Raw genomic sequence first — 23,255 nt, 5'->3', positions numbered from 1 at the left:
CGCCTTTCCGGGGGCGGTGGTGCGCGCCCCCCCCCCCCCCCCCCCCCCCCCCCCCCCCCCCCCCCCCCCCCCCCCGCCCTCTGACAGTTTCCTGTGGCTGCCCGCCACGGAAGGAAGAAGGAAGAGCAACAGCGGGTCGCGCGCTTCGCTTGCTCGGAGCGGAGCATGGCTCCGCTCTACAAAAGACACCGCAGGATCAAACAAAAAGGACGCGGCGAAGGCCGCGTCCTTTTTGTTTTCCTTCAGTTCGTCAGTAACCAACGCTCTTGCCCACCGTCACCGGGAAATGATCGGAGGCGGGACGGGTACAGATGGCGGGACCGTCCACGGCATGGATGCCGTGGCCGAGCCCCCAAGGACGGGTTTACGGCGTGTCCCGCCATCTGTACCCGTCCCGCCCAACTCACAACAACCCAGAGCCGCTTTGGCTTTGGCTCTGGCTTTTGCTTCGGCAGTTGCTTTCCGCTTCTGCCCGCCGCAGGCGGACCACCGCGCGTCAGCGCGGCGCCTCCACATCCAGCCCGATCGGGCAGCTCACCCCGGTGCCGCCGATGCCGCAGTAACCGTTCGGGTTCTTCGCCAGGTACTGCTGGTGATAGTCCTCGGCGTAGTAGTACTCCGGCGCCGGGAACACGATCTCAGTGGTGATCGGGCCATAGCCGGCCGCGTCCAGCTGCGCCTGGTAGGCCTCGCGGCTGGCCAGCGCAGCGGCGTACTGCGTTTCGTCGGTGGCATGGATCGCCGAACGGTACTGGGTGCCGGTGTCGTTGCCCTGGCGCATGCCCTGGGTCGGGTCGTGGCTTTCCCAGAACAGCTGCAGCAGCCGTTCCAGGCTCACCACCTTCGGATCGAACACCACCTGCACCACTTCGGTGTGGCCGGTCAGGCCGGAGCAGACTTCTTCATAGGTGGGATTCGGCGTGACGCCGCCGGCATAGCCGACCGACGTGCTGTACACGCCCGGCTCCGACCAGAATTTGCGCTCGGCTCCCCAGAAGCAGCCAAGCGCGAAACGGATCTGCTGCAGGCCGGCAAAGCGGTCCTTCAGCGGGTGACTGTTCACGAAGTGCTGGTTGCTGTGCAGCGGCAGTGGCTGATCACGCCCTGGCAGCGCCTCTTCCGGGCGCGGCAGGCGCTGCTTGAAGGCGCCGATGCCCAGGATGCCCTGTCCGATTCCCAACATGATGCGCTCCTACGCCGGAAGGCCGGCAATGTCGTCTGCATCGGAAATGGGGGCGTCGGCGGCGTGGCCCAAGTCCAGGCCGGCAACGATGCCTTCAGCCTCGGCCCGCGCGGCGTCGGGGATGCCGACCCTCAGTACACCAAACAGCGGCAGCTCGCCCATGCCCCCCAGCAGCTGCTCGCCGAACACGAAGGCAGGAATGCCGGCATCTTCCAATGCGTGCTTCACCAGGTGGGCGTCGAACAGATTGTCGGCCTTGTACACGATGTGCATGGGGCGGCTCCACGGGAGAGGCCTCCAGCATACGCCCGGGGGCTGAATGCCGCCGCTGCGCTCGCCGGGCATGGCCCGGCGCTACCCCTGGCCCCCCCTGCGCCCGGTAGCGCGGGTGCAACCCCGGCAGCCCTTCCCCTTACGCGCTAGACTGTTGGTCTTTCTGCCCTTTTTCGCCCAGCCTCATGTCCGAGCACACCCCCGCCAGCCCCGAGACCCCCGCCGACAGCCACGAAAAGCGCGATTTCATCCGCCAGATCGTGCGCGAGGACCTGGCCAGCGGAAAGCACCAGGCGATCAAGACCCGGTTTCCGCCGGAGCCGAACGGTTACCTGCACATCGGCCATGCCAAGTCGATCTGCCTGAACTTCGGCATTGCCGGCGAGTTCAGCGGCGTATGCAACCTGCGCTTCGACGACACCAATCCGGCCAAGGAAGACCCGGAGTACGTGGCCGCCATCCAGGATGATGTCCGTTGGCTGGGGTTCGAGTGGAACGAACTGCGCCACGCCTCCGATTACTTCCAGGCCTACTATCTCGCCGCCGAGAAGCTGATCGAGCAGGGCAAGGCCTATGTGTGTGACCTGTCGGCCGAGGAAGTGCGTGCCTACCGTGGCACCCTGACCGAGCCGGGCCGTCCCTCGCCGTGGCGCGACCGCAGTGTCGAGGAGAACCTCGACCTGTTCCGCCGCATGCGTGCCGGTGAATTCCCGGACGGTGCGCGCACCCTGCGCGCGAAGATCGACATGGCCAGCGGCAACATCAACCTGCGCGATCCGGCGCTGTACCGCATCAAGCATGTCGAGCACCAGAACACGGGCAACGCGTGGCCGATCTACCCGATGTACGACTTCGCGCATGCACTGGGCGATTCGATCGAGGGCATCACCCACTCGCTGTGCACCCTGGAATTCGAGGACCATCGCCCGCTCTACGACTGGTGCGTGGACAACGTCGATTTCGCCCATGACGACGCACTGACCCAGCCGCTGGTCGATGCCGGCCTGCCGCGCGAAGCCGCCAAGCCGCGCCAGATCGAATTCTCGCGCCTGAACATCAACTACACGGTGATGAGCAAGCGCAAGCTGATGGCGCTGGTCACCGAGCAGCTGGTGGACGGCTGGGAGGACCCGCGCATGCCGACCCTGCAGGGACTGCGTCGCCGCGGCTACACCCCGGCGGCAATGCGCCTGTTCGCCGAACGCGTGGGCATCAGCAAGCAGAACTCGCTGATCGACTTCAGCGTGCTGGAAGGCGCGCTGCGCGAAGACCTCGATGGCGCCGCACCGCGCCGCATGGCCGTGGTCGACCCGCTCAAGCTGGTATTGACCAACCTGCCCGAAGGCCATGAAGAACAGCTCACCTTCAGCAACCATCCGAAGGACGAGAGCTTCGGCAGCCGTCAGGTGCCGTTCGCGCGCGAGGTCTGGATCGACCGCGAGGACTTCGCCGAAGTACCGCCGAAGGGCTGGAAGCGCCTGGTGCCGGGCGGCGAAGTGCGCCTGCGTGGTGCCGGCATCATCCGCTGCGATGAGGTGATCAAGGATGCCGACGGCACCATCACCGAGCTGCGCGGCTGGCTGGATCCGGAATCGCGCCCCGGCATGGAAGGGGCCAACCGCAAGGTCAAGGGCACCATTCACTGGGTCAGCGCCGTGCACGGCGTTCCGGCCGAGATCCGCCTGTACGACCGACTGTTCTCGGTGCCGAACCCGGACGACGACTCGGAAGGCAGGACCTACCGCGACTACCTCAATCCGGAATCGCGCCGCACCGTCACCGGCTATGTCGAGCCGGCCGCGGCCAGCGCCGCGCCGGAGCAGTCGTTCCAGTTCGAACGCACCGGCTACTTCGTTGCCGACCGCCGCGACCACACCGAAGCCAAGCCGGTGTTCAACCGCAGCGTGACGCTGCGCGATACCTGGTCGGCCTGAGGACCCGCGCGGGCGCCCGCACGGCGCCCGCACGCCCACGACGATGGTCACCGCCCTGTCCGCCCTGCTCTGGTTTCTGACGCAGCACCCGCTGCTGAAGTTTCTTTCGGCGATGGAGTTGGCCGGGCTGGTCTCGTAGGCTAAGCCATCATGGTCTTCCCGCTGGCGATGCTCGACGTCTTCCCCGGCCACTTCCTCAGCGCTGCCTTCCTCAATGAGGTGAGCGAGGACAGTGTGAAGTTTGGTTGATAGGAATCACTCATGAAGATGGATCGGGATTTCATGATCTTCTGCGCGGCGTTCTCCGGGATCGCTGAACGGGAAAAGAGCGTCGGCATACAAGGGAACGAGTCCGAGCCCTTCATGCTGAAGATCTATGGCGAGTATCTCTCGACGCCTCATCCAAGGCCGGACATAAAGTGGATCGACTCCGTCCCCGCGCCGACCCGGGAGTGGATGGTCGAAACAATCGCCACCCATTTTCTCTCAATGGACGAAGCTCCTCGATGGCTGCGAGAACCCAGTTGGCGCTTCATCGATGATGTCCCCATGGTCTTTGTCAGCCAGATCTATCTGGAAGACAACGCGATAATGAGGAAATACGCTTCGGCAGGCGAAGTTCTTTATCTGTTCAGCGGCAGGAGGGAGTGCGTTGAAGGCTGGGAGCTGAAGGTAAAGCTCGTCATACAGGACAAAGCGACTCCCGGAACGAGCTACCTTGACTAGTTCGGGCCAGACCGGCCCTATGCGTGTTTCTGAACACCAAGCGCACCATGGTGCTGGAGCCGTTGGCGCACAAACGCGCTGCGGGTGGATGCATCCATCCGCAGCGATGTCGACGACAGCTCGTGCCCGTGCTACCTGTTCACCCGAAGCATCGAAGCCTTCGACGAGCTGCTGAAGGCGCGCTCATTCCTGGCCATTCGCCTGTTTGCGCTACGCAATGCCGATCGCCCGTGCGAGCCGATTGCAGGGTCAACGGCCACGCTTTCGCCCCCGTTCTGCACCCGCTGCGCGCCTGTGCCGCGAGCTGGCCACAGGCCGGGCTGACCCTCGCCCACACCCGATACAGGCAGGGGCGGGCTACACTGCGCGCCGTCCTTTCCTGATCCCCCACACGAGGCACCCCCGCGATGCTGTATGCGCAAGTCCACCTGACCCTTCCCGCCTGGATCCACGACCAGATCGACCTGGATCGTCGATATCCGGGCGATGAGGCCAAGGTCGCGCTGGCCATCGAGCTGTCGCGACAGAACGTCGAGCACGCCAGCGGCGGCCCGTTCGGCGCCGTGGTGTTCGGTCCGGACGACAAGGTGATCGCCGCCGGCGTGAACCGGGTGATGCCGCATGCCACCTCGTTGGCACATGCCGAGAACATGGCCTACATGCTGGCCCAGCAGCGCCTGCAGACGCCGCGCCTGAATGCCGTGCTGTCGCCGGTCACCCTGGCCACCAGCTCGCAGCCGTGCTGCCAGTGTTACGGCGCTACGGTGTGGGCCGGCATCGACCGCCTGCTGATCGGCGCCAGTGCCGCCGATGTAGAGGAACTGACCCCGTTCGACGAAGGCCCGCTGCCGGCCGACTGGGTGGGCGAGCTCAACAAGCGTGGCATCGAGGTGGTGCAGGGCCTGAACCGCGACGCCGCACGCAGCGTGCTGCGCGCCTATGGGGAAAGCGATGGCGCCCGTTACTGAAACCGGCATCGGCCTGCTGTGCCTGTGCCGGCAGGGCTTCGAGCCGGAGCTGGCCGGCGAACTGCAGTTCCGCGCCGGTGAGGCAGGCTTCGCCGGCTACGCACGTACCCAGCGCAATGACGGCTATGTGTTGTTCATGTGCGACGAAGCGGCCGCGTTGGCACCGCGGTTGCCGTGGCGCGGCCTGATCTTCGCGCGGCAGAAGCTGGTGGTGCTGGCTGAACTGCCGCAGCTGGATCCGGCCGATCGCATCACGCCGATGCTGGAGGTGCTGGCCGATGCGCCACGCTTTGGTGATCTGTGGGTCGAACATCCGGATTCGGATGCCGGCAAGCCACTGTCCGGGCTCGCCCGTGCGTTCGGCAACGCGTTGCGCCCGGCGCTGCGCAAGGCCGGCAAGCTCAGCGACAAGCCCAATGCACGGCTGCCACGCCTGCACGTGGTGTTCGTCGACGGCACCCACGCCTTCATCTGCGTGGCCGACCCCGCCGACAGCGCACCGTGGGCACTGGGCATTCCGCGCCTGAAACTGCTGCCGGAGGCCCCCTCGCGTTCGGCGCTGAAGCTGGACGAAGCCCTGCTGACGCTGCTGGCGCCGGAAGAACGCGAGGCACTGGTGAAACCCGGCATGCGCGCGGCCGACCTGGGGGCGGCACCGGGCGGCTGGACCTGGGTGTTGACCCGCCAGCACATGCAGGTGCTGAGCATCGACAACGGCCCCCTGCGCCAGCACGTACTGGATACCGGCCTGGTCGAGCACCTGCGCGCGGATGGCTTCCATTGGCACCCGGAGCAGCCGCTGGACTGGATGGTGTGCGACATGGTCGAGCAACCGCGTCGCGTTGCCGAACGCATGGCCACCTGGTTCCGCGAAGGCTGGTGCAGGCATGCCATCTTCAATCTGAAACTGCCGATGAAGAAGCGCTGGGACGAGACCCGGCTGTGCCTGGACCTGTTCCAGGAGCAGGCAGGCACCTCGCTGGAAGTGCGTGCCAAGCAGCTCTATCACGACCGCGAAGAGATCACTGTGCTGGCGTCGCCGATGCGGTGATGCGCGGCAGGGTCATCGCCCGCACAGGATGCCGCGGGTACGCTTCCGTCAACGCCTGCCAGGAGTCCGTCATGTACCGTCCGCGTTTGCCCGTGCTGCTGGCTGCCCTGCTGGCCACGTCCCCCGTGCTGGCGCAGCAGCTGCCGCCCACACCCGCGCAGAGCCAACCGCTGGGTCCGACCGGCGGAGCCATCCGCCAGCAGCCCTTGAATGCCGGACGGGTCACCGGCAGCGTCGATATTCCGATGCCCGCAGGGGAGGCCCAGGTCACGGTGCGCTCGGTTGAACCCAGCAGCGTGACCGGCCAGTACCGCATCCACTTTGCCGCGCTGGATACCGACGGTGATGGCTTCATCAGCCGTGCGGAGGCCCAGGCCAATCCTGCACTGGCCGATGAGTTCACCGCGCTGGACAGCAAGCGCCGCGGCAAGCTGGATCGTGCCGACCTGGCCGGCTGGCTGATTGATTGATCCGGTTCACGGATCCCGCCGGGCATAGCCCGGCGCTACCGGCGGATCAACCGCCAAACGGGGTCGTCACACGCCGGCGGCGCGCTTCCAGAACGCCTGAACCAGTGGCGGCCACTTGCCGACGCAGCCCAGCGCGCGGCCACGGGCCAGGGCCAGGTGCATCTCGTCGTTGGAGAAGAGGCGGTTGATCGCATCGAAACTGTAGGCGGCCACCTGGTTGTCGCTGCGCCGCTCGCGGGCCCAGCGCTGCAGGCGCTGCGGCGACAGGCGCGGCTGGCCACGGCGCTCGGCTGACGGCGCCAGCCATTGCCGCAGGGCAGCGACATCCCGCAGCCCCAGGTTCACGCCCTGCCCGGCCAGGGGATGCACCACATGCGCGGCGTCGCCGAGTGCGAGCACGCGGCCGGCCACATAGTGGCGGGCCAGCTGGCGGCGCAGCGGGAACGCGGCGCGCGGCGACACCAGGCGCAGTTCGCCCAGCCGTGCGGCGAAGGCGCGGGTCAGTTCGCGATTGAATGCCTCCTCCTCCAGCGCCAGCACGCGCACCGCCTCTTCGTCAGGCAAGGTCCACACGATCGAGCTGCGGCGCTCGGCCACCGGCAGCAGCGCCAGCGGACCGGTCGGCAGGAAACGCTGCCAGGCCGTAGCCTGGTTGGGCAGCTCGCTGTCGACGTAGGCCACCACGCCACGTTGGTGATAGTCGTGGCGCACCACGTCGATGCCCGCCAGCTCGCGCAGCGTCGACTCGGCACCATCGGCGGCCACGGCGAGGGCCGCTTCCAGCCTGCGTCCGTCATCCAGGCGCAGTCGCACCCCCTCCTCGTCCTGCTCCAGCGCCTCCACCCGTGCCGGGCAATGCAGCTGCACCCCGGCCGCCGGCAGTGCCGCCCACAGGCGATCCTGCAACAGCCCGTTCTCGACGATGAAGCCCAGCTCGCGACGCCCCAGGCGGTCGGCGTCGAACAGCAGGTCCTCGCCTCCCGCGGCATCCCATACCTGCATGCGGCGATACGGCCAGGCCCGCGCCTGTACGATCGCAGGCCACACGCCGAGACGGTCCAGCAGCTGCACGTTGTCGGCCGCGAAGGCGAACACGCGCAGGTCCGGCTGCGATGCCTGCCAGGGCGCGGGCTCACGGCCCTCCACCAGGGCGACGGCCAGCCCCGCATCGGCCAGCGCCAGTGCACACGCGGCACCGACCACGCCGCCTCCCACGATGACCACGTCCAGGCGCGCGCGGCGGTTCATGCGGCTTCTCCGCGGCACAGTCGCGGCACGACGCCACGGAAACCCATCGCCCCGCCGACCAGCATCGACTGCACCGAACCGCGCTGCGCGGCCACCAGGCCGAGACTGCGCAACGGGCGCATCAACGGCGCAGGATTGCTGGTCAGGCGCGCCAGTCCTCCGGAGAACGCCACCGTCTGCTGGCGATCCTCTTCCCGACGGGCCACATACGCACGCAGCAGCGCATCACTGCCGGCATCGCCTGCATCGTCTTCCAGCAGTTCGGCCAGGGTCAGCGCATCGCGCAGGCCCAGGTTGAAGCCTTGCGCGCCCAACGGATGGATGGTCTGTGCGGCATTGCCGAGCAGCACCGCGCGCTCGCCTGCCAGGGCACGCGCCAGCACCTGGATCAGCGGGTAGGCACTGCGCGGACCCGACTCCAGCAGACGCCCGGCACGCCAGCCGATGGCATGCTGCAGGCGCTGCAGCCACGCTGCATCGTCCAGCGCCGTCACCGCGTCGGCGTCTTCGCGCGCCACCCCGTGCACCGTGCCGAAATGGCGATCGCCACGCGGCAGCAGGGCCGTCGGGCCGGTATCGGTGAAGCGCTCCCAGGCCGTGCCGTCGGGCGCGCGCTGGCTGCGCACGCGGGCCACGAACAGGGTCTGCTGGAAATCGTGGCGGTCGACCTCGATGCCCAGCGCCTCCCGCACCGCACTGGCCGTGCCATCGGCACCGACCACCAGCCGTGCCAGCAGCGTGCGCTCGCCGGCGTCGTCGGCCACATGCACCTGGCGACAGCCCTCCACCACCCCGCCCAGGCCGAGGAAACGCATCGGCCGGTAACGCCGCAGCCGCGGCAGTTCCTGCAGGCGTGCCTCAAGCGCATGACCGAAGTCACGTGCGACCACCACCTGGCCGAACCACGGCCGGTTGTAATCGGCCGCATCGAGCTGCACCCGGCCAAAGTCACCGGCGCGGCTGACATGGATGCGACGGATCGGCCCCGGCGCCATCGCCAGCTTCTGCATCACCCCCAGCGCGGTCAGCGCGTTGACGGTGGCGGCGGCGAAACTGAGGTTGCGCTGGTCGAACACCGCCGGCAGTCCACCGGCAGGGCTGGCCTCGATCAGGCCCACGTCGCGGCCCAGGCGGTCCAGGGCGATGGCGAGGCTGGCACCCACCAGTCCGCCGCCGACGATCAGCACGTCATGTCGTTCACTCATGGCGTTCATGATACGCGCTCGCCCCGGCTGTACACCGAACGCGACGCTGCCTGCGCCAACCCGCGCGGCGGGCTAGAATGAAAGCTGAATCCGCTCCGGGCCCGCCGCCATGTCCGACACCGCCAATCGTGCCTTCGTCCTGTCCGTGCTCGTGCTGTTGCTGGCGGCGACCCGGGTCAACCACTTCGCGGCGATCCCCGATGCCTCCTGGGCGGTGTTCTTCATCGGCGGTTTCTACCTGGCGCGCTGGACGCGCTGGGCCTTTCCGCTGCTGATGCTGTTTGCGGTGCTGGTCGACTGGATCGTGATCCGCAGCGCGGGGCTGGATTTCTGGCAGCACTACTGTGTGTCGCCCGGCTACTGGCTGCTGCTGCCGGCGTACTTCTCGCTGTGGGCCGGCGGCATGCTGCTGGGCCACAACTACCGCGGCGCGCGCTGGCCGGTGCTGGCCAAGGGTGCGCTCCTGCTGGTGGCCTCGGTGGCGCTGTGCCACCTGCTTGCGCAGGGGGGCTTCTACTGGACCACCCGCAACGTTGCCGAGCCGACGCTGGCGGGCTGGGCGCAGAACTACGCACAGTGGTTCGGCCCCTACCTGCGGACCACGGCGATCTACGTGGCGCTGGCCGCCGCCCTGCAACTGGCCGTGGAGCAGGTGCTCAAGCTCCAGCAGGCCCGTCGCGACATCCGGCACTGAGCTGCGCCATGGGCCATCGCCTCTCGCGCATCTACACCCGCACCGGTGACGACGGCAGCACCGGACTGGGCGATGGCCAGCGCGTAGCCAAGGACGATGCCCGCGTCGCCTCCTACGGCACCGTCGACGAAGCCAACGCGGCGCTGGGCCTGCTGCTGGCCACACCGCTTCCGGACGACGTGCGCGCGCTGGTGGTCCATCTGCAGCACCAGCTGTTCGACCTGGGCGCCGAGCTGTGCATCCCCGGCCATGCCGCGATCCATGCCGCCGATGTCTCGGCACTGGAACAGCAGCTGGACCACTACAACGCCACGCTGCCGATGCTGAAGGAGTTCATCCTGCCCGCCGGTGGCGAAGCCGCCGCACGCTGCCACCTGGCACGAACGATTGTCCGCCGCGCCGAGCGCGAGACGGTGACGCTGTCCCGCCATGAGAACGTGCGCAGCGAAGCGCTGCAGTATCTCAACCGGCTGTCGGACCTGCTGTTCGTGCTGGCCCGGGTGCTGGCCCGCGCCGATGGGCAGGGCGAGGCGCTCTGGCAGCCCCAGCACCGGCAGGGCTGAGTCCGTACGATGCTGGTCTTCACCCATCCGTCCTGCCTGCTGCACGATCCCGGTCCGGGCCATCCCGAATGCCCGCAACGGCTGCAGGGCGTGCTCGACGCCCTGCGCGGCGCATTCCCCGGCCAGCTGGACTGGCGCGAGGCCCCACCCGCCAAGTTCGGCGAGTTGAGCCGGGTCCACGACAGCGCCCTGCTCGACTTCGTGCTGCAACCGCAGACCGTGACCCTGCGCCAGCTGGACATGGACACCTGGACCTCGCCCGGCTCGGCCAGCGCGGCGGTGCATGCTGCCGGTGCCGGTGTGGCCGCGGTGGATGCGGTGATGCTGGGCGCGGACCCGCTGGCGTTCTGCGCGGTGCGCCCGCCGGGTCACCATGCCACCAGCAGCACGGCCATGGGCTTCTGCCTGCTCAACAACATCGCCATCGCCGCAGCCTACGCGCGCGACCGCCACGGGCTGGAGCGGATCGCGGTGGTCGACTTCGACGTCCACCATGGCAACGGCACCCAGGACATCTTCCAGCACGACGCACGGGTGTCGTATTACAGCACCCACCAGGCCGGCCTGTTCCCCAACTCCGGCCTGCGCCGTGACCGTGGCGCGGGCAATCTGATGAACATCCTGCTGCCGCCGGGCAGTGGCGGATTCCGCTTCCGCAATGTCTGGGCCGACGAGATGCTGCCGGCCATCGACGACTTCCGCCCGCAGCTGATGCTGATCTCGGCAGGCTTCGACGCCCATCTGCGCGACCCGCAGGCGGATCTGATGCTGGAGACCGAGGATTTCGCCTGGATCACCCGCGAACTGCATGCGCTGGCGCGTCGCCATGCGGCCGGCCGGGTGGTGTCGATGCTGGAGGGCGGCTACGACCTGCAGGCCCTGGCCGAATGCAGCGTGGCCCACGTGCAGGCCCTGATGTCGCCGGCGGCGTCCCCCCCGGCTGGATGAACCCGAACCGGTGCGACCGGGCCGCCTTCATTGCCCCTATGCAAGGGATGGGGCAAGCTACCGTCCGTTTTCGCCCGAATCCGAACCGCGTGCGCCGAGCCCTCCGCCTGCTTCCCCTGCCTCTGAGCATCGCCGTCTGCCTGCCGGCGATGGCCGATGATAAGCCGCTCAACTGGGGCCTGTGCCCGGCAACCGACGTCATTCCCGCGTTCACCGACGCCCCGACCCCGGTTCCGGGCCAGGACAAGGCCGCCGCCAGCGCCGCGCGCGAGCAGCAGCCGACCGATATCGAGGGCGATCAGCTGCTGGGTACCACCACGGTGCCGCAGTACGAGGGCAACGTCGCCCTGCGTCGCGGCGACCAGTTCGTCGGCACCGACAAGCTCAGCTTCGACACCGAGTCCGGCAACTACATCGCCGATGGCAATGTCCGCTACCAGGACGCGTCGATCCGGATGGTCGCCAAGCGCGCCGAGGGCAACCAGGAAAGCGACACCCACAAGATCACCGACATCCAGTACCAGCTGGTGTCCCGCCGTGGCAACGGCGACGCCGAATCGGTCGACCTGCAGGGCGCGGTCGGGCAGATGCACCGCTCCACCTACACCACCTGCGACCCGTCGCAGCCGGTGTGGAAGCTGTCGGCGCCGCAGATCGAAGTGGACAACGACGAGGGCTTCGGCACGGCGCGCAATGCCGTGCTGCGCATCGGCAAGGTGCCGGTGCTGTGGGCACCGTACTTCAAGTTCCCGATCGACGACCGGCGCAAGACCGGCCTGCTGTTCCCGCAGCTGGGCATGTCCGGGCGCAACGGGTTCGACTACACCCAGCCGATCTACCTGAACCTGGCACCGAACTACGACGACACGCTGATGCCACGCTACATGAGCCGGCGCGGCCTGATGCTCGACAACGAGTTCCGCTACCTCTACAACGGCGGCCGCGGCGAACTGCTGACCGCCTACATCCCCAACGACAAGCTGCGCGACCGCGATCGCGGCCGTGTCATGTTCAGCGGCTACCACAACGTGGACAGCCACTGGCAGGCACGTGCCAACCTGGCCTGGGTCAGCGACGAGCGCTACGTCGAGGACTTCGCCAACCGCCTGGTGGGCGTGACCGCCTCGAACCTGCAGAGCACCGTTGGCCTGTACGGCACCGGCCAGAACTGGACGGCCGGAATCATGGCCGACCGCTGGCAGCTGACCGACTACACGCTCAACGAGAGCGCGCTGGCCTACAACCGCCAGCCGCGCCTGTACTTCAACTGGGACAAGCCGGTCCTGTCGTGGCTGGAAACCGGCGTGTACGCCGAAGCCGTGCGCTTTACCCATGAAGACATCAACTTCAAGTACGGCCCCGAGGCCGGACCGGACCTTGAGTACACCCGTACCGGCCAGACCCAGCGGATGTACGGCGGCGCACGCCTGGACCTGAAACCCTATGTGTCGCTGCCGTTCAGCGGTGCGGCCTGGTACGTGACCCCGACCCTGGCCTACCGCTACACCGCCTACGACCTGGACCGGCAGCTGGCCGACAGCATCCGCCGCAACGTGCTGGTTTCGCAGGGCGTTGATCCGGCCACCGCTACCCCCGAGCAGCTGCGCGGCAACACCTCGCCCAGCCGCAGCCTGCCGATCGGCAGCATCGATGCCGGCCTGTTCTTCGACCGCGAGACCACCATCGGCGGCCGCTCGTTCCTGCACACCCTGGAACCGCGCCTGTTCTACCTGCGCACGCCCTACCGCAACCAGGACGAGCTGCCGATCTTCGATACCCGCGACTTCACCTTCAGCTGGGGCCAGCTGTTCCGCGACTCGCGCTATACCGGCGCCGACCGCCAGAACGACGCCAACCAGCTGACCATGGCGCTGGGCACCCGCTTCATCGACCAGACCACCGGCCGCGAGCGGTTCTCGGCGGCCATCGGCCAGATCCAGTACTTCGACGAATCGCGGGTGACCGCCGTGCCGGGTGGCCCGCCGGTGGAAAAGGGCAAGTCGGCCTGGATCGCCGATGCCAACTACATGGTCAACGACCGCTGGACCCTCAGCGCGACCTACCAGTGGGACCCCAAATACAAGCGTGAGGACCTGGCCAGCTTCCGCGCCCGTTACCTGATGCCCAACGATGGCGTGGTCAACCTGACCTACCGCCACCGCATCAACCCGGACGGCACCGACCTGCTGAAGCAGGCCGACCTGTCGTTCCTGTACCCGCTGAACCCCCGCTGGAGCCTGGTCGGCCGCTACTACTACTCGCTGGAAGACAAGAAGCCGCTGGAAATCATCGGTGGCGTCCAGTGGGACAGCTGCTGTCTGGCCGTGCGCGCGGTGGCCCGCCGCTACGTGCGCAACCGCGAGGGCGAGCTGAACAATTCCATCCAGCTGGAGTTCGTGCTGAAGGGCCTCAGCTCCCTGGGCCAGGACACGGACCGCACCCTGCGCCGTGCTATCCTCGGCTACAACCGCGACGACCTCTATCTCGTGCCCCCCAGCAATACCGGGACGACCCGGGACGACTACGATCCGAATCTGATCCCATGACCAAGCGCTTTCCCGTTCTTCTCGCCTCGCTGCTGGCGGTGTCCAGCGTGTCCGCCCCCCTGCAGGTACTTGCCCAGGAGGCGCAGCCGCTGGACCGCATCGCCGCTGTCGTCGATGAGGACGTGATCCTGCAGAGCGAACTCCAGCGCGCCATCGCCAACATCAAGGCGCAGTACGCCGGCCGCGAGGCCCAGCTGCCGCCGGATGACGTACTCAGCCGGCAGGTGCTCGAGCGCCTGGTGCTGGTCAAGCTGCAGGTGGCCCGTGCGCAGGGCAGCGGCATCCGCGTCAGCGACCAGGAGCTGAACCAGGCGATGAATGCCATCGCCCAGCAGAATGGTTCCAATCTGGACGCGCTGCGCCAGCGCCTGGCAAGTGACGGCATCGATTTCAACGACTTCCGCGCCTCGGTGCGTGACGAGATCACCGTGCAGCGCCTGCGCCAGAGCTTCGCGCAGAGCCGCATCAGCGTCAGCGAGGGCGAAGTCGATGCCGCGCTGAAGCAGCAGGCCACCGCCGGCAACCAGTACCACCTGGCGCACATCCTGATCGCCCTGCCCGACGGCGCCAATGCCGAGCAGATCGCCACCGGCCAGAAGAAGGCCGACGGCGTGAAGGCCCTGCTGGACAAGGGTGAGCTGGACTTCAATGCCGCCGCCGTACGTTACTCGGACAGCCCCAATGCACTGGAAGGCGGCGACCTGGGCTGGCGCAGCATGGACGAGATCCCGGCCGCGTTCGCGCAGCTGATGGAAAAGATGAATGCCGGTGACGTGGTTGGCCCGATCCGTGGTCCGAGCGGCTTCCAGCTGCTGAAGCTGGTGGAAGTGCGCGATTCCAGCGCCGCCGCCGGCACCCATACCGTCACCGAGTTCCACGGCCGCCACATCCTGGTGCGCGTGGACGACAACCAGACCGATGCGGCCGCCAAGGCCAAGATCGACACCCTGCGTGCCCGCATTGCCGGCGGCGCCGACTTCCAGACGGTGGCCAGGGAGTCGTCCGAGGACAACAACAGCAAGGGCCAGGGCGGCGATCTGGGCTGGTTCCCGGCCGATGCGTTCGGTCCGGCCTTCGGCCAGCAGGTCCAGAGCGTGCAGGACGGCGGTGTCAGCCAGCCGTTCCGCACCGACGCCGGTTGGCACATCGTGCAGCGCGTGGCGACCCGCCAGACCGACGTGACCAACGACAACCAGCGTGCGCAGGTCCGCGAAACCATCGGCCGCCGCAAGCTGGAAGACGAATACAACCGTTTCCTGCAGGAGCTGCGTGGCGAAGCCTACGTCAGCTTCCGCAGCGGTGACCGCGCGGAAAACACCGCGACGCCGCCGCAGTCCTGACCGATGCGCCCCGAGCTCGCTCTGGTACCGGGCGAGCCCGCCGGGATCGGCCCGGAGCTGTGCATCCGCCTGATCCAGCAGCCGCGCGATGATTGCCGGCTGCTGGCTTTCGCCGACCCGGATACCCTGCGCGCAGCCGCCGCCGCGCTGGACCTGCCCCTGCAACTGCTGCCCGAGGAAGCGGAAGCCCGCTTCCCGGGCGACCTGCGTCTGCGCGTCGTGGCCAATGCCGTCCCGAGCCGCTTCGGCCAAGCCGATCCGGCCAATGCCGGCGCGGTCATCGGCGCCCTGCTCGGCGCCGGCCAGGCCTGCCTGTCGGGCGAACTGCACGGCGTGGTCACCGGCCCGGTACACAAGGCGGTCATCAATGAGGGCGGCATCGCCTACAGCGGCACCACCGAACTGCTGGCCGACCAGGCCGGGGTGAAGGTGGTGATGATGCTGGCCAATCACATCGTGCGCGTGGCCCTGGCCACCACCCACCTGCCGCTGCGTGAGGTCGCCGATGCGATCACCGCGCCCGGCCTGGAGCACACCCTGCGCACCGTGCACGCCGCGCTGCGCCGCGAGTTCGGGCTGGCATCGCCGCGCATCGCCGTGCTCGGCCTGAACCCGCACGCCGGTGAAGACGGTCACCTCGGCCGCGAGGAACTGGATCTGGTCATCCCGCTGCTGCAGCGCCTGCGCGCTGAAGGCATGGATCTGGTCGGGCCGCTGCCGGCCGACACCGCGTTCCTGCCAGGCAAGCTGGCAGGTTTCGATACGGTCCTGGCCATGTACCACGACCAGGGCCTGCCGGTGCTGAAGTACTCCGGCTTCGAGCAGGCCGTGAACCTGACCCTGGGCCTGCCCTACCCGCGCGTCGCTGTCGATCACGGTACCGCGCTGGACCTGGCCGGCCGCGGCATTGCCGATCCATCCAGCCTGCAGGCGGCAACGACGCTGTGTGCGCAGCTTGCGCGGCAACGTACACTGAGCGCATGAATTCCCCGCATTCCCCCTCCGGCCCGGTGTTCACCGCCCCGGCCAAGAAGCAGCTTGGCCAGCATTTCCTGGCCGATCGCCACTACATCGACAAGATCGTGATGGCGGTCAATCCCAAGGACGGTGACCGCCTGGTCGAAATCGGCCCCGGCCAGGGAGCGATCACGCTGCCGCTGCTGCGCGTGCATCCGGCACTGACGGTGATCGAGTTCGACCGCGACCTGATCGCGCCGCTGACCGCCGCCGCCGAGCCGCTGGGCGAGCTGACCATCGTCCACCGCGACGTGCTGCGCGTGGACTTCACCGAACTGGCGGCCGGACAGCCGATCCGTCTGGTCGGCAACCTGCCGTACAACATCTCCTCGCCTATCCTGTTCCATGCGCTCGAGCATGCCGCCGTGGTCCGCGACATGCACTTCATGCTGCAGAAGGAAGTGGTCGACCGCATGGCAGCCGGCCCCGGCAGCAAGGTCTACGGCCGCCTCAGCGTGATGCTGCAGGCCTACTGCACCGTCACCTCGCTGTTCGTGGTGCCGCCGGGTGCGTTCCGGCCACCGCCGAAGGTCGATTCGGCCGTGGTGCGGCTGGTGCCGCATGATCCGGCCACGGTCGGCATCCGTGACCACGCCCGCTTCGCCGAAGTGGTCAAGGCCGCCTTCGGCCAGCGCCGCAAGACCCTGCGCAACGCACTGAACAACGTGGTGTCGGCCGACCAGTTCGCCGCTGCCGGCGTGCGCCCCGATGCCCGTGCCGAACAGCTGGACGTGGCCGAATTCATCGCCTTGGCCAATGCCTCCTGATTACACTGCCGGTATGGAAGACGCTGACGTTTACGCCATTTCCGTCGAGGTCGCACCGCGATTCCTCGATGACCAGTCCGTGCCGGAAGACGGCCGCTATGCGTTCGCCTATACGATCCGCATCCACAACCAGGGCCGGGTGGCCGCGCGGCTGGTCGCGCGCCACTGGCGCATCACCGATGCCAACGGCCGCGTCGAGCACGTCGATGGCGAAGGCGTGATCGGTGAGCAGCCGCGGCTGCGTCCCGGTGAAGACTTCCACTACACGTCCGGTGTCATGCTGGCGACCGATCACGGGACCATGCAGGGCCACTACGACATGGTCGCCGATGACGGCACCGAATTCGCCGCGCCGGTCGCACCGTTCGTGCTGGCCATCCCACGTACCCTGCACTGACACGGAGGCCGGACGATGAGTGTGTGGGCGATCGGCGACCTGCAGGGCTGCTATGACGTGACCCAGCGACTGCTGGAGAAGCTCCGCTTCGACCCCGCGCAGGACACCCTGTGGTTCTGCGGCGATCTGGTCAACCGCGGTGGTCAATCCCTGGAAACGCTGCGGCTGGTGCATTCGCTGCGCGAGCACAGCGTGGTCGTGCTGGGCAATCACGATCTTTCGCTGCTGGCGGTCGGTGCACGCACCGAGGAAGAGCAGCGCAAGGTCAATCCGGACCTGCTGCGCATCGTGCAGGCCGAGGACCGCGACGAACTTCTGGACTGGCTGCGCCTGCAGAAGCTGGTGCATGTGGACCGCGAGATGGGCTGGATGATGGTGCACGCCGGCCTTGCGCCGAAATGGACCACGCAGATGGCCGAAAAGCATGCGGCCGAAGTCGAAGTGCAACTGCACGGCGCGGGCTACCGCAAGCTGTTCCGCAACATGTATGGCGACAAGCCAAGCTGGGCACCGAACCTGTCCGGCTACGACCGTTCGCGGGCGATCATCAACGTGCTCACCCGCATGCGCTACTGCACTCCGCGCGGGCGCATCGGCATCGAGGACAAGGGCACGCCGGGCACGCAGGAACAGGGACTGTATCCGTGGTTTGAAGTGCCCGGCCGGGTCGAGCGCGACCTGAAGGTCGTATGCGGCCACTGGTCGGCGCTGGGCCTGACCATCACCCAGGGCGTGCACGCGATCGATACCGGCGCGGTATGGGGCGGCAAGCTGACCGCGATCCAGCTCGATACCGATGAGCTGCGCGTGGTGCAGGTGCCCGGCCGCGATGTACCTGCTCCGGTTCCGAATGCCCGGCCGCCGGCGCGACCGGCCCACGAGCGGTCTACCGCTGCGGCACAGGGCAAGGAACAGGGCGGCGGAAACACCGCTGCCAACCCGGGCAACCGCGGCCCACGTCGCCGCCGTCGGCGCGGTGGTGGTGGTGGTGGCGGTACGGGTGGCGGCAACAGCACCGGCACACCGCCGCAGGCATGACCGCGCGCGGTCGGGCACCATGGACGGTGCTGCTGCTGACGCTGGCCCTGGCCAGCGGCTGCCAGCCCGGTCCGGCCCCGGTTCCCTCCGGCGGCGAAAACGCCGGCCACGCACCATCGCAACCGCAGGCATCTTCGCCGCCGCTGGTGACCGCGGCGCGCGCACAGATCGGCGTCACCACCCGCTACGACCCGGCCTATCGGGTGCTGGCCTATCCCGGCGGGGACGTCCCGATTGATCGCGGTGTGTGTACCGACGTGGTGGTGCGCGCCCTGCGCGATCTGGGACTGGATCTGCAGGCGCGCGTGCATGAAGACATGCGCAGCAGTTTCGGCGCCTATCCCGCGATATGGGGCCTGTCACGGCCGGATCGCAACATCGATCATCGCCGCGTACCGAACCTGATGCGCTGGTTCGAGCGGCAGGGTTGGCAGCAGCCCATCACGGCCCTCGCCGCCGATTACGCGGCAGGCGACATCGTCGCCTGGAAGCTCAATGGCAACGGCCTGCTGCACGTGGGCATCGTCTCCGACCGGCAGCTGGCCGACGGGACACCGCTGGTACTGCACAACATCGCGCGCGGGACCCGGGAAGAGAACCTGCTGTTCCAGCACGCCATCATCGGGCATTACCGGATGCCGTAAACGATCCTGTAGCCTTGAGGAACGAGGCCGAGCATGGCTCGGCTCTACAGGTGCGGCGATCAGCGGCGCACGTAATGCACGAAGCGGAACGCGTAGGCGTGGCGTTCGTCGGCCGGATGCGGCTCACTGCTTGTTTCCCGCCACAGCTGCGGGTCCACCTGCGGGAAATGGGTGTCGGCCGGCACTTCGGCATCGACCCAGGTCAGGTACAGGTCACTGGCCTGGTCCAGCAGCTGGCGGAAGATCTCGCCGCCTCCGATGACACACAGCTCACCGGCACCCTCGCCTTCAGCGATCGCCTTCGCTTCGTCCAGCGAGCCCACCGCGCGCATGCCCTCGAACGGCACCTGGCCGCTGCGGGTCAGCACCAGGTTGGTCCGCCCCGGCAGAACGCGGCCGATCGACTCGGCCGTCCTGCGCCCCATCAGGATCGGCTTGCCCAGGGTGAGCGCCTTGAAGTGCTTGAAGTCATCCGGCAGGTGCCAGGGCATGGCATTGCCCTGGCCGATGCCACGGTTGCGATCCAGCGCCACGATCATCGAAAGCTTCAATGCTGCGACCTCCTCAGTTGGCATCGATCTGCAGGCGTTCGCAGGCAGCGTTCGCTGCACTGGCAGCCTGCAACGCCGCAGCCAGCGCAGGGCTGGACGTGGACTGCTCGTCCAGGCCACCAAGGATCTTCTGCTTCTGCGCCTCTTCGATATCCTTCAGGCCCGGTCCTGACAGGATCTCTGCCGACAGCGCGGCGGTATCGGTGCTGGCACGACGTGCCAGAAACGCCTGCAACTGGTCGCTGGAATAGACGTTGGCAAGCTGCTGCTCGAGCGTGCGCTGATAGGCCGAATCCTCAATACCGGCCTTCAGGTGGTCGGTCATCGCCGTGTACATGCCCGTTACCGCCTCACGCATCTGCGCGCGGCATCCTTCCGGGACATCCGGGGGCATCATGGTGCTGCCGTTGAATGCCCCGGCGAACGCATGCACTTCCTCGCGCATGTGCGTGTGCACGATCTGCTCATTGACCTGCCGGGCCAGCGACAGCGCATCGGTCGGGGCGGCCTGCACCATGGCCAGCGGCAGCATGCCGCACAACGCCGACAGCCCCTTGGAAAGCAGACGGATACTCATACCGCCACCGGCGCCTTGATCGCCGGATGTGGATCGTATCCGTCGATGCGGATGTCGTCGAACTGGAAGCCGAACAGATCGGTCACGTCCGGGTTCAACCACAGCTTCGGCAGCGCGCGCGGTTCGCGCGCCAGCTGCTCGCGGGCCTGCTCGAAATGGTTGGAGTACAGGTGCGCATCGCCCAGCGTATGCACGAAGTCGCCCACGCCCAGGCCGGTGGCCTGCGCAACCATGTGGGTCAGCAGCGCATAGCTGGCGATGTTGAACGGCACGCCGAGGAAGATGTCGCCGCTGCGCTGGTACAACTGGCAACTGAGCCTGCCATCGGCCACGTAGAACTGGAACAGGTTGTGGCAGGGCATCAGCGCCATCTGCGAGAGCTCGCCCACGTTCCAGGCGCTGACCACCAGCCGCCGCGAATCGGGGTTGCGCCTGATCTCGTCCACCAGCCACTGCATCTGGTCGATCTCGCGACCATCGGCGGTGGCCCAGCTGCGCCACTGCTTGCCGTACACCGGGCCAAGATCACCGTTGCCGTCGGCCCATTCGTCCCAGATCCTTACCTGGTTGTCCTTCAGGTAGCCGATGTTGGTATCGCCTTTCAGGAACCACAGCAGCTCGTGGATGATCGAGCGCAGGTGCAGTTTCTTGGTGGTGACCAGCGGGAAACCTTCGTTGAGGTCGAAGCGCATCTGCCAGCCGAACACGCTGCGGGTGCCGGTACCGGTGCGGTCGCTCTTCTCCGTCCCGTGCTCCAGCACGTGCGAGAGCAGGTCCAGGTAGGCCTTCATGCCTTGCCCTCCACCGCCAGCGGCTGCGGCTGCAGTACCGGTGCGCGGCGCGACATCGCCAGCAGCACCAGGCCCAGCGCGATCAGCGGCAGGCTGAGGATCTGGCCGCGGGTGAGCCAGTCGAACGCTACGTAGATGCCGTTGTCGGGCATGCGCACGAATTCCACCGCGAAGCGGAAGACACCGTACATCAGCGCGAACAGCCCCCCCACCAGATAGCGATGGCGTGGCTTGGCCGACACCGCCCACAGCACCACGAACATCACCAGCCCCTCGAGGAAGGCTTCATACAGCTGCGAGGGGTGGCGTGCGTACTGGTTCAGCGCGCCGGTCGCGAACTGCGCCTGCAGGGTCGCGTGGTCAAGCTGGTTCAGCGGAGCCGGCAGGCCGGACGGAAACACCACGCCCCAGCTGCCGTCGGTGTACTTGCCCCACAGCTCTGCGCCGATGAAGTTGCCGATGCGGCCAAAACCCAGGCCCAGCGGCACCAGCGGCGCCATGAAGTCCATGGTGTCGAAGAAGTGCAGCCTGTGCTTGCGCGACCACCACCAGCAGGCGCCGAGCACGCCCAGCAGGCCACCGTGGAAGCTCATGCCGCCGTCCCATACCTTGAACAGCAGCAGCGGGTTGTGCAGGAAATCGCCCAGCGCGTAGAACAGCATGTAACCGATGCGCCCGCCCAGCACGACGCCCAGCATGGCGTAGAACAACAGGTCGGAGAATCCGTTGGCATCGACGCCGGGCAGGCGCCCGGCGGCGATCCGGCGACGACCGAGCAGCCAGGCGGCGGTGAAACCCAGCAGGTACATGATGCCGTACCAATGCACCTTGATCGGCCCCAGCGAGAGGGCGATGGGGTCGATGTCGTGGAAATAGATCATGGAAGACGCCTGGCAGGAGTACGGGTATTTTAGCGCCCCGACCCGGCCCGGGACCGGGGCTCAGCCCAGGATCTGCGGCGCATTCGGGAGCGCGTCATCCTCCGACCGCGTCGAGGCCGGAAAGTGCCCTTCCACCAGGCTGGAGACTTCGTCGATCGCATCGCGCAGCGCATCCACCGGACTGGCGCCGCGCAGGCCTTCGCGCAGGTGGGTGCACACCCGCTGCCACTGCGCCGCGCTGACCCGGTCGCTCAGGCCCCGGTCGGCGACGATCTCGATGGCATGGTCGGCCAGCAGCAGGTAGATCAGTACGCCGTTGTTGTGCCGGGTATCCCAGGTGCGCAGGTGGGCGAATGCCTGCTCCGCCGCCTGGCGCGGCGTGATTCCGCGCCAGACCGCGTGCAGCGGCAGGTCGGCTTCGACAGCGAACATCACCTGGCCGCCGTGGCGCTGCTCACCGGCAGCGATGGCCGCGGTGATCGCCTGCAGCGTGGCGGGGGGAAACGCCCGTCGTACCGAGGGCGAGAACAGATGACGGCAAAGACGACGGATCATCACCAACCTCCCGAAGCACCACCGCCGCCGGAACGGCCGCCGCCGCCGCCCCAGCCGCCACCACCGCCGAAACCGCCGCCGCCCCCGAAACCACCACCGCCGCCCCAGCTGCCGCCGCCCCAGCCACTGCCGCCGGCAAAGCGGCCCGGGTGGCCGGAGAGCATGGCAACGATCAGGCCCACGACGCCCGCCAGGCCACTGGCCAGCAGGGTGGAGGTGAACAGGAAGGCAGCAACCGCCGCACCCGCACCTCCGAGCAGCCCGCGCACCGGCCGCGGCACCCGCGAGAACACGCCCCGCAGCACCGTGCCTGCGAACACGCCGATGAACAGCGCCAGGAACCAGGTATCGCCGCCACCGCCGGGTTCCCGCCCACGATGGCCGCTGACCGGTGCCGGCAGCGTTTCGCCATCGATCAGCTTGACCAGCACCGCCGTGGCATCGGTGATGCCGCCGGCGTAGTCGCCACTGCGGAAACGCGGCACCAGGTATTCCTGGATGACGCGGTTGGCGATCGCATCGGGAATCGCACCCTCCAGGCCGTAGCCCGGCTCGATGCGCACGCGCCGGTCCTCCTTGGCCACCACCAGCAGCACACCGTCATCGACCCCTTTGCGTCCGATCTGCCACTGGTCGAACACGCGGGTGGTGTACTGGGCGATGTCCTCCGGCTGGGTGCTGGGCACCACCAGCACCTGCAGCTGGCTGCCCTTGCGCTGCTGCAGGTCCAATGCCTGCTGCACCAGCGCCTGCTTCTGCGCGGCATCCAGCGTGCCGGTGGTGTCGACCACCGGCGAGTCCAGCGCGGGGATGGGCGCCAGCGACTGTGCGTGGCCCGCCAGCGGCAGCCACAGCAGCATGACCAGCAGTGCCGTCGCCAGACGCATG

The 23,255-nt window shown here is 67.8% G+C and carries 24 protein-coding genes and 2 pseudogenes; 16 read left to right on the top strand and 10 right to left on the bottom strand.

Annotated features, from left to right (window positions below; genetic code table 11):
• Positions 1 to 496: 496 nt before the first annotated feature.
• Both msrA and IMX13_RS09155 read right to left on the bottom strand, forming a co-directional pair.
• Positions 497 to 1,162: a peptide-methionine (S)-S-oxide reductase MsrA gene (gene msrA, locus IMX13_RS09160; protein ID WP_053519160.1), complete on the bottom strand. Its 666-nt coding sequence runs from the start codon at positions 1,160 to 1,162 to the stop codon at positions 497 to 499.
• A gap of 30 nt (positions 1,163 to 1,192) precedes the next feature.
• Positions 1,193 to 1,456, bottom strand: a complete 264-nt coding sequence (locus tag IMX13_RS09155) for a DUF2007 domain-containing protein (protein WP_053519109.1) — start codon at positions 1,454 to 1,456, stop codon at positions 1,193 to 1,195.
• A 185-nt stretch (positions 1,457 to 1,641) separates the two neighbouring features.
• Here IMX13_RS09155 and IMX13_RS09150 point away from each other — a divergent pair, with 185 nt between their 5' ends.
• The 6 genes and pseudogenes from IMX13_RS09150 to IMX13_RS09125 all read left to right on the top strand — a co-directional run bounded on the left by IMX13_RS09150 (position 1,642) and on the right by IMX13_RS09125 (position 6,605).
• Positions 1,642 to 3,390 carry a glutamine--tRNA ligase/YqeY domain fusion protein gene (locus tag IMX13_RS09150; protein ID WP_053519661.1) on the top strand — a complete coding sequence of 583 codons (1,749 nt, stop codon included), beginning with the start codon at positions 1,642 to 1,644 and terminating at the stop codon, positions 3,388 to 3,390.
• A gap of 43 nt (positions 3,391 to 3,433) precedes the next feature.
• Positions 3,434 to 3,618, top strand: a pseudogene (locus IMX13_RS09145) (hypothetical protein); the annotation flags it as partial.
• A gap of 33 nt (positions 3,619 to 3,651) precedes the next feature.
• Entirely contained in the window at positions 3,652 to 4,116 is a 465-nt protein-coding gene (locus tag IMX13_RS09140; protein ID WP_193396233.1) for a hypothetical protein, read from the top strand.
• Positions 4,117 to 4,523: 407 nt separating this feature from the next.
• Positions 4,524 to 5,084, top strand: coding sequence for a nucleoside deaminase (locus IMX13_RS09135; RefSeq protein ID WP_065176235.1), 561 nt, complete (start codon positions 4,524 to 4,526; stop codon positions 5,082 to 5,084).
• A complete protein-coding gene (gene rlmM, locus IMX13_RS09130; protein WP_065176234.1) occupies positions 5,068 to 6,135 on the top strand; it encodes a 23S rRNA (cytidine(2498)-2'-O)-methyltransferase RlmM in 1,068 nt (355 codons plus the stop codon). Before IMX13_RS09135 ends, rlmM begins: the two co-directional genes overlap by 17 nt.
• Before the next feature lie 71 nt (positions 6,136 to 6,206).
• The gene (locus tag IMX13_RS09125; RefSeq protein ID WP_065182845.1) at positions 6,207 to 6,605 is read left to right on the top strand and encodes a hypothetical protein; all 399 of its coding nucleotides are present in this window, start codon (positions 6,207 to 6,209) and stop codon (positions 6,603 to 6,605) included.
• Between the two features lie 66 nt (positions 6,606 to 6,671).
• Here IMX13_RS09125 and IMX13_RS09120 read toward each other — a convergent pair whose 3' ends face one another.
• Positions 6,672 to 7,853 carry a UbiH/UbiF family hydroxylase gene (locus tag IMX13_RS09120; protein WP_193396232.1) on the bottom strand — a complete coding sequence of 394 codons (1,182 nt, stop codon included), beginning with the start codon at positions 7,851 to 7,853 and terminating at the stop codon, positions 6,672 to 6,674.
• Positions 7,850 to 9,058 carry a 2-octaprenyl-6-methoxyphenyl hydroxylase gene (gene ubiH / locus IMX13_RS09115; protein ID WP_065182844.1) on the bottom strand — a complete coding sequence of 403 codons (1,209 nt, stop codon included), beginning with the start codon at positions 9,056 to 9,058 and terminating at the stop codon, positions 7,850 to 7,852. The genes IMX13_RS09120 and ubiH overlap by 4 nt, the downstream gene beginning before the upstream one ends.
• 109 nt (positions 9,059 to 9,167) lie before the next feature.
• Here ubiH and IMX13_RS09110 point away from each other — a divergent pair, with 109 nt between their 5' ends.
• The 10 genes and pseudogenes from IMX13_RS09110 to IMX13_RS09065 all read left to right on the top strand — a co-directional run bounded on the left by IMX13_RS09110 (position 9,168) and on the right by IMX13_RS09065 (position 19,012).
• Positions 9,168 to 9,752: a hypothetical protein gene (locus IMX13_RS09110; protein WP_053519669.1), complete on the top strand. Its 585-nt coding sequence runs from the start codon at positions 9,168 to 9,170 to the stop codon at positions 9,750 to 9,752.
• Between the two features lie 8 nt (positions 9,753 to 9,760).
• Positions 9,761 to 10,315, top strand: coding sequence for a cob(I)yrinic acid a,c-diamide adenosyltransferase (locus IMX13_RS09105; protein ID WP_193396231.1), 555 nt, complete (start codon positions 9,761 to 9,763; stop codon positions 10,313 to 10,315).
• A 9-nt stretch (positions 10,316 to 10,324) separates the two neighbouring features.
• Positions 10,325 to 11,263: a histone deacetylase family protein gene (locus IMX13_RS09100; protein WP_193396230.1), complete on the top strand. Its 939-nt coding sequence runs from the start codon at positions 10,325 to 10,327 to the stop codon at positions 11,261 to 11,263.
• Positions 11,264 to 11,352: 89 nt separating this feature from the next.
• On the top strand, positions 11,353 to 13,809 hold the full coding sequence (gene lptD / locus IMX13_RS09095) for an LPS-assembly protein LptD (protein WP_080375337.1): 2,457 nt from the start codon (positions 11,353 to 11,355) through the stop codon (positions 13,807 to 13,809).
• A pseudogene (locus tag IMX13_RS09090) lies at positions 13,806 to 15,134 on the top strand (peptidylprolyl isomerase); the annotation flags it as partial. The gene lptD and the pseudogene IMX13_RS09090, both read left to right, overlap by 4 nt.
• Before the next feature lie 18 nt (positions 15,135 to 15,152).
• Entirely contained in the window at positions 15,153 to 16,133 is a 981-nt protein-coding gene (gene pdxA / locus IMX13_RS09085; RefSeq protein WP_065176229.1) for a 4-hydroxythreonine-4-phosphate dehydrogenase PdxA, read from the top strand.
• Positions 16,130 to 16,933: a 16S rRNA (adenine(1518)-N(6)/adenine(1519)-N(6))-dimethyltransferase RsmA gene (gene rsmA, locus IMX13_RS09080; protein WP_065182841.1), complete on the top strand. Its 804-nt coding sequence runs from the start codon at positions 16,130 to 16,132 to the stop codon at positions 16,931 to 16,933. The genes pdxA and rsmA overlap by 4 nt, the downstream gene beginning before the upstream one ends.
• A 13-nt stretch (positions 16,934 to 16,946) precedes the next feature.
• On the top strand, positions 16,947 to 17,330 hold the full coding sequence (gene apaG, locus IMX13_RS09075) for a Co2+/Mg2+ efflux protein ApaG (RefSeq protein ID WP_053519676.1): 384 nt from the start codon (positions 16,947 to 16,949) through the stop codon (positions 17,328 to 17,330).
• A 15-nt stretch (positions 17,331 to 17,345) separates the two neighbouring features.
• Entirely contained in the window at positions 17,346 to 18,368 is a 1,023-nt protein-coding gene (locus IMX13_RS09070) for a symmetrical bis(5'-nucleosyl)-tetraphosphatase (RefSeq protein ID WP_128990584.1), read from the top strand.
• Positions 18,365 to 19,012 (top strand): DUF1287 domain-containing protein, encoded by a 648-nt coding sequence (locus IMX13_RS09065; protein WP_164153075.1) that lies wholly within the window; start codon positions 18,365 to 18,367, stop codon positions 19,010 to 19,012. Before IMX13_RS09070 ends, IMX13_RS09065 begins: the two co-directional genes overlap by 4 nt.
• Before the next feature lie 59 nt (positions 19,013 to 19,071).
• Here the strand turns inward: IMX13_RS09065 and IMX13_RS09060 are convergent, their stop codons facing one another.
• Genes IMX13_RS09060 through IMX13_RS09035 form a run of 6 tightly spaced genes read right to left on the bottom strand, consistent with a single transcriptional unit; the run spans position 19,072 to position 23,254 of the window.
• Positions 19,072 to 19,563 (bottom strand): dihydrofolate reductase, encoded by a 492-nt coding sequence (locus tag IMX13_RS09060; protein WP_193396229.1) that lies wholly within the window; start codon positions 19,561 to 19,563, stop codon positions 19,072 to 19,074.
• A 13-nt stretch (positions 19,564 to 19,576) separates the two neighbouring features.
• Entirely contained in the window at positions 19,577 to 20,140 is a 564-nt protein-coding gene (locus IMX13_RS09055; protein WP_227255370.1) for a hypothetical protein, read from the bottom strand.
• The gene (locus tag IMX13_RS09050; RefSeq protein ID WP_193396228.1) at positions 20,137 to 20,931 is read right to left on the bottom strand and encodes a thymidylate synthase; all 795 of its coding nucleotides are present in this window, start codon (positions 20,929 to 20,931) and stop codon (positions 20,137 to 20,139) included. The genes IMX13_RS09055 and IMX13_RS09050 overlap by 4 nt, the downstream gene beginning before the upstream one ends.
• Positions 20,928 to 21,812 (bottom strand): prolipoprotein diacylglyceryl transferase, encoded by an 885-nt coding sequence (gene lgt, locus IMX13_RS09045; protein WP_065182837.1) that lies wholly within the window; start codon positions 21,810 to 21,812, stop codon positions 20,928 to 20,930. The genes IMX13_RS09050 and lgt overlap by 4 nt, the downstream gene beginning before the upstream one ends.
• 60 nt (positions 21,813 to 21,872) lie before the next feature.
• The gene (locus IMX13_RS09040; RefSeq protein ID WP_065182836.1) at positions 21,873 to 22,367 is read right to left on the bottom strand and encodes a TPM domain-containing protein; all 495 of its coding nucleotides are present in this window, start codon (positions 22,365 to 22,367) and stop codon (positions 21,873 to 21,875) included.
• Complete coding sequence (locus tag IMX13_RS09035) at positions 22,367 to 23,254, bottom strand: TPM domain-containing protein (RefSeq protein ID WP_193396227.1); 888 nt, start codon at positions 23,252 to 23,254, stop codon at positions 22,367 to 22,369. Before IMX13_RS09035 ends, IMX13_RS09040 begins: the two co-directional genes overlap by 1 nt.
• Between the last annotated feature and the right edge of the window lies 1 nt (position 23,255).

The organism is Stenotrophomonas sp. B2 (assembly GCF_014947095.1).
Taxonomy (GTDB): domain Bacteria; phylum Pseudomonadota; class Gammaproteobacteria; order Xanthomonadales; family Xanthomonadaceae; genus Stenotrophomonas; species Stenotrophomonas maltophilia_P.
Note: the sequence above shows the minus strand (reverse complement) of the source record. Positions and strands in the feature narration are given on the sequence as shown.